At 76.1% G+C, this 4,938-nt stretch carries 5 protein-coding genes; 2 read left to right on the top strand and 3 right to left on the bottom strand.

The window, feature by feature from the left end; translation table 11 throughout:
* Nucleotides 1-251: 251 nt before the first annotated feature.
* A complete protein-coding gene (locus tag FOE67_RS16435; protein WP_182664997.1) occupies nt 252-590 on the top strand; it encodes a ferredoxin in 339 nt (112 codons plus the stop codon).
* Nucleotides 591-654: 64 nt separating this feature from the next.
* On the opposite strand, the gene FOE67_RS16430 is transcribed toward FOE67_RS16435, so the two are convergent.
* From FOE67_RS16430 to FOE67_RS16420, 3 genes are all read right to left on the bottom strand, one after another.
* The gene (locus FOE67_RS16430; protein ID WP_182664995.1) at nt 655-1,206 is read right to left on the bottom strand and encodes a hypothetical protein; all 552 of its coding nucleotides are present in this window, start codon (nt 1,204-1,206) and stop codon (nt 655-657) included.
* Nucleotides 1,207-1,435: 229 nt separating this feature from the next.
* Nucleotides 1,436-2,380, bottom strand: a complete 945-nt coding sequence (locus tag FOE67_RS16425; protein ID WP_182664993.1) for a tRNA (adenine-N1)-methyltransferase — start codon at nt 2,378-2,380, stop codon at nt 1,436-1,438.
* Nucleotides 2,381-2,454: 74 nt separating this feature from the next.
* A complete protein-coding gene (locus tag FOE67_RS16420; protein WP_438874237.1) occupies nt 2,455-3,789 on the bottom strand; it encodes a site-2 protease family protein in 1,335 nt (444 codons plus the stop codon).
* Between FOE67_RS16420 and FOE67_RS16415 the strand changes: the two genes are divergently transcribed.
* The gene (locus FOE67_RS16415; protein WP_182664989.1) at nt 3,788-4,837 is read left to right on the top strand and encodes a RecB family exonuclease; all 1,050 of its coding nucleotides are present in this window, start codon (nt 3,788-3,790) and stop codon (nt 4,835-4,837) included. The two genes, FOE67_RS16420 and FOE67_RS16415, sit on opposite strands and share 2 nt — an antisense overlap.
* Nucleotides 4,838-4,938 lie beyond the last annotated feature (101 nt).

Here is a 4,938-nt window from a genome sequence, read left to right as displayed (position 1 = left end):
GGGTTCGGGCCCCGGCCGGGGCCCGAACCCCGCCCGGGAGGGGCGGACGGAACGGGGACCGGATCCGGGCCCGGCGTGTCGTGTCGCGCGGCGGGACGCCCGGCCCGCGGCTCCGGTGGGGACGGCGGTATGGTCGGAGGTCGGGCCCCGGGCCGCGAATCGACCGGACGGAACCGGGAAGCGGAACCGGCACGGGTCCGCGAACGGGGCCGGGCAGGACACCGGGACCGCACCGGAAAGGGACGGGTGACATGACCGCGCAGCAGGAGACCGCCGGGCGCGCCGGGGGGACGACCGATCCGCTGGAGGTGTGGATCGATCAGGACCTGTGCACCGGGGACGGGATCTGCGCCCAGTACGCGCCCGAGGTCTTCGAGCTGGACATCGACGGACTCGCCTACGTGAAGCCCCCGGCGCCGCCCGGCGAGGAGGTCGACCTGTTGACCGAGCCGGGGGCGACCGCGCCGGTGCCGCTGCCGCTGCTGAACGACGTGGTGGCCTCCGCCCGGGAGTGTCCCGGCGAGTGCATCCACGTGCGCCGGGTGGCGGACGGTACCGAGGTGTACGGCCCGGACGCCGACGTCGCCTGATCGCGGCCCCCCGCTCCCGCCGGGCGGGGCGGGAGCCGCTCGACCACGGGAACGGGCGCGCCCCTCAGACCGCCACGGCGGTCAGCGGGGCGCGCTGCTCGCGGACCAGCGCCCCGTCCCGCCAGCTCCAGGCGGCCTCGCCGTACAGGTCGGGCTCGCTGCGCGGCACGTCCGGACCGGAGTAGCCCAGCAGCCGCACCACCAGGCCGTCGCCGTCGACGATGACCTCGTCGACGATCATGCCGTCGGCCGGATCGACCAGGGTCGCGGCGACCCGCGGTTCGCCGCCCGCGCCGCCCGTCAGGAGGTAGACGCCGCCGGGCGGGGTACCACCGGCCGCGTCGCAACGGATGGCGGCGACGGTCTCGGGCCGGCCGTCACCGTCCAGGTCCACCGCGGCCCGGTGGGTGATCGCCACGCCGTGGGGACCACAGTCCACGGGGTAGGCCGCGCTCGCGGGATCCGGCCCCTCCCCCGACGCCGGACTCGCGCCCGCGGCCGGCGGGCGGGCCACGGCGAGCACCCCGATCACCGCGCCGAGCGCGGCCGCCGTCAGGACCCAGTGGACGGCGCGGGAACGGGTGTGCGGGAGGGCGGCGCCGGCCGGAAGCTGCACGCGGGACTCCTGGGGGTCGGGGGCGCCGACCCGACCCCGGGTCCGGAGGGCTCCGGGAACACGGGGGCGCGCCGGGCGGGAAGCGGGGGGACGGCGGAAAACCGTGCCGGCATCGTGCCACATCGCGCCCGGGCGCGGAACGGCCGGGTGCGGCCGGGGGGTGCCCCGGCGGTGGTGGTGTGCGGGCCGGGCGTCCGGCCCGCACACCGGCCGGGGACGGCTCACGGCGTCACGCCGCGTCGCCGCTCCCCCCGTCCGCAGTGCCGGCACCCCGGCCGGCGGCGGCCGACTTCCCGCCGGGCCCGGTGTAGTCCTCGCCGTAGGCGCCGGGCGCCGGGCGCCTGCGGCGGCGGGGCGGGGTGACACCGTCGGCGAGTCGTCGGGCGGTCAGGAGGAAGCCGGTGTGCCCGATCATCCGGTGATCGGGGCGCACCGCCAGGCCCTCGACGTGCCAGGTGCGGACCATCGTCTCCCAGGCGGTGGGCTCGTTGAAGGAGCCGTGCTCGCGGATGGTCTCCACGGTGCGGGCCAACTGGGTGGTGGTGGCGACGTAGGCGCACAGGATGCCGCCGGGCACCAGGGCCTTGGAGACCGGGTCCAGGCACTCCCAGGGGGCGAGCATGTCCAGGATCACCCGGTCCACCCCGGTGTCCTCCAGGCGGTCCTGGAGGTCGCCGACGGTCAGCCGCCATGCGGGGTGCGGGCCGCCGAAGTAGCGCTCCACGTTCCCCCGGGCGATCTCGGCGAAGTCCGCCCGGCGCTCGTAGGAGTGCAGCATCCCCCCGTCGCCGACGGCACGCAGCAGGAAGGTGCTCAGGGACCCCGAGCCCACTCCCGCCTCGACCACCCGGGCGCCGGGGAAGATGTCGGCCATCGCGAGGATCTGCCCCGCGTCCTTGGGGTAGACCACCGCGGCACCGCGCGGCATGGACAGGACGTAGTCGGGGAGCAGGGGGCGCAGCGCCAGGTACTCGACGCTTCCGGTGGTGCGGACGACGGTTCCCTCGGGGGCGCCGATCAGCTCGTCGTGGGGGAAGGCTCCCTTGTGGGTGTGGAAGCTCTTCCCGGCCTCGAGCGTGAAGGTGTGGTGGCGGCCCTTCGGGTCCGTGAGCTGGACCTGGTCCCCGACCTGGAAGGGCCCGCGACGGCGGGCGGCACCGGTCGGTTCGGACATGGGCGCCAGCCTAGACCAGTGGCGGGCGACGACCCCAATCGAGCCCGCCCCCGCCGGGCCCCGGCGCCGGTCGCTCAGCGTCCGCGACGGGTCATCGCGGAGACGAAGGCGTGCTCGACATCGGCGGTGGAGAGCACCCCGTAGATCTCCCCGGTGGGCTCGACCACGAGGTACTCGGTGGCGGGAACGGCCCGCAGGTGGTCCAGGAGTTCCTCGCCGCCGAGGTCCGCGGGCACCCGCATCCCGTCGGTCAGCTCGCGCGCCAGGGTGCCGATGGGCACCCAGGGGCGTCGGTGTTCGGGCACCTCGGCGATGCCCGCCTCGCGGACGAGCGCGCTGGGCGTGCCGTCCGGTTCCACGACCACCAGGGCCCGGGCGCCGGCGTCGTTGGCCCGGCGCAGCGCCTCCGACAGCGGGAGTTCCGGCGGGGCGGGGACCGCGCGGCGGGTCAGGGCCCGGGCGGAGAGGGCGGGCAGGTGCTCGCGCAGGCGCGCCATCCGCAGGCCGTTCCCGGCGCCGGTCCAGATGACGGCGGCCAGGACGGCGGCCAGCAGACCGTCCATGACCGAGTCCACTCCGGTCATCGACTCCCGCTCGGCCAGTCCACCGGCGTGGGTGGCCAGCGGGAAGCCCACCAGGACGACGATCGCCAGCGCCCGGCCGCTCCAGGCGGCGGCGACGGTGCCGGTCATCGGTCGGCCGCTGAGCTTCCACACGACGGCGCGCAGCATCCGTCCGCCGTCCAGCGGCAGGCCGGGGAGCAGGTTGAAGACGGCGACGATGAGGTTGGAGAGCATCAGCGCCGCCAGCAGCACGCCGGGCACCGTCCCGGCGTCGACCGCCAGGAGGCCGAGGGCGAAGATCCCGGCGAGCACCAGCGACAGCAGGGGGCCGACGAAGGCGAGCCAGAACTCCCTGCCGGGGGTGGGGGATTCGCGCTCGATCTCGGAGACGCCACCGAGGAACTGCAGGCGGATGCGGCGGACCGGCAGTCCGAAGCGCAGCGCCGCGACGGTGTGGGCGAGTTCGTGGATCAGCACCGAGCCGTAGAAGGCGACCGCGAAGAAGAGCGAGAGCAGGTACCGCACGGCCCCCAGGTCGGGGAAGAGGCGCTCCAATTGGCTGCCGAAGAACCAGGTGATGAGCGCGGCGACGAGGAACCAACTGAACCCCACGTAGATGGGCACCCCGCGCACCCGGCCCATGAGGATGCCCTGCCGGCCCTCCTCGGGACGCCGCGCCCTCGGGCCGCCGGATGCGGGCTGGTCCGTGTCTGTCACCGGTTCCCCTCGTCGAAGTCCCGCCCGTCCGGGGCGGACGGTCGGTGCGGACGGCCCGGGCCGCCTCCCCCGATGGTATTCCGCGGTGGGGCGGGGGTGTGTCGGCGACGGGCCGTAGGGTTTCACCATGCCGCGTTCCCGCCCCGCTCCCCCGCAGTCCCTCTCGCCGTCCCGGGCGGCGGACTTCATGCGCTGTCCGCTGCTGTACCGCTTCAGGGTGATCGACCGGCTGCCGGAGCGGCCGAGCGCGGCGGCGACCCGCGGCACGGTGGTGCACGCGGTCCTGGAGCGCGTCTTCGACGCCCCGGCGGGCGAGCGCGACCCGCGGCGGGCCCGGGCGATGGTGGTGGGCGAGTGGGAGAAGCTGTTGGCCGCCCGCCCCGAGCTGGCGGACCTCTTCGACGAGGACCCCGCCGACGCGACCGCCCCCGCGGACGCCGGCACCCCGGGCGACGCCGGACCGCCCACCGGCCCGGGCGCGGACGACGGGGGACGCGCCGCGGAGCGCCGCGCCCGGCTGGCGGAGTGGTTGGCCGGGGCGGAGGAACTGGTCGAGCGGTGGTTCACGTTGGAGGACCCCTCCCGGCTGGAGCCGGCCGAGCGGGAGGTGTTCGTCGAGACCCGTCTGGAATCGGGGCTGCGGGTCCGGGGGGTGATCGACCGGGTGGACGTGGCCCCCACCGGTGAGATCCGGGTGGTGGACTACAAGACCGGTCGGGCCCCCCGCCCCGAGTACTCCGGGGAGGCGCTGTTCCAGATGCGGTTCTACGCGCTGGTGCTGTGGCGGCTGCGCGGGGTGATCCCCAAGCGGCTCCAGCTGGTCTACCTGGGCAGCGGCGAGGTGCGGTGGCACGATCCCGTCGAGGAGGAGCTGCTGGCCGTGGAGCGCAGGCTGACGGCCCTGTGGGAGGCCATCCGGCGGGCGACGGAGACCGGGGACTGGCGTCCCCGGCGGGGGCCGCTGTGCTCCTGGTGCGACCACCGGGAACGTTGTCCGGAATTCGGTGGTACCCCGCCGCCCTATCCCCTGCTCGTGCAGCCGGCGCTGCCGGGCTCGGACGCCCCCGACACCCCGGCCCGCACCTCGGGGACGCCCGACACCCCCGAGGAGGCCGGCACCTCCGACACCCACGACACCTCCGACACCCCCGACGCCCCCGGCGGAACGGGGGGCTGAAGCCGGTCGCCGTCGGGGGCGGGGTCGGCCGTCACCTCACCGCGCGCGGCCGTCCCACCGGCCCCTGCCGTCGGAGCGGGGCCGGGGTGCCGGTCCGGTCC

The sequence above is a fragment of the Streptomyces calidiresistens genome, from assembly GCF_014141525.1.
Lineage (GTDB): Bacteria > Actinomycetota > Actinomycetes > Streptomycetales > Streptomycetaceae > Streptomyces > Streptomyces calidiresistens.
Note: the sequence above shows the minus strand (reverse complement) of the source record. Positions and strands in the feature narration are given on the sequence as shown.

Bases quoted from the DNA above. Each gene is read 5' to 3' on its own strand.
- FOE67_RS16435 (WP_182664997.1), top strand. From the start codon at position 252: ATGACCGCGCAGCAGGAGACCGCCGGGCGCGCCGGGGGGACGACCGAT.
- FOE67_RS16425 (WP_182664993.1), bottom strand. From the start codon at position 2,380: ATGTCCGAACCGACCGGTGCCGCCCGCCGTCGCGGGCCCTTCCAGGTC.
- FOE67_RS16415 (WP_182664989.1), top strand. From the start codon at position 3,788: ATGCCGCGTTCCCGCCCCGCTCCCCCGCAGTCCCTCTCGCCGTCCCGG.
- FOE67_RS16420 (WP_438874237.1), bottom strand. From the start codon at position 3,789: ATGGTGAAACCCTACGGCCCGTCGCCGACACACCCCCGCCCCACCGCG.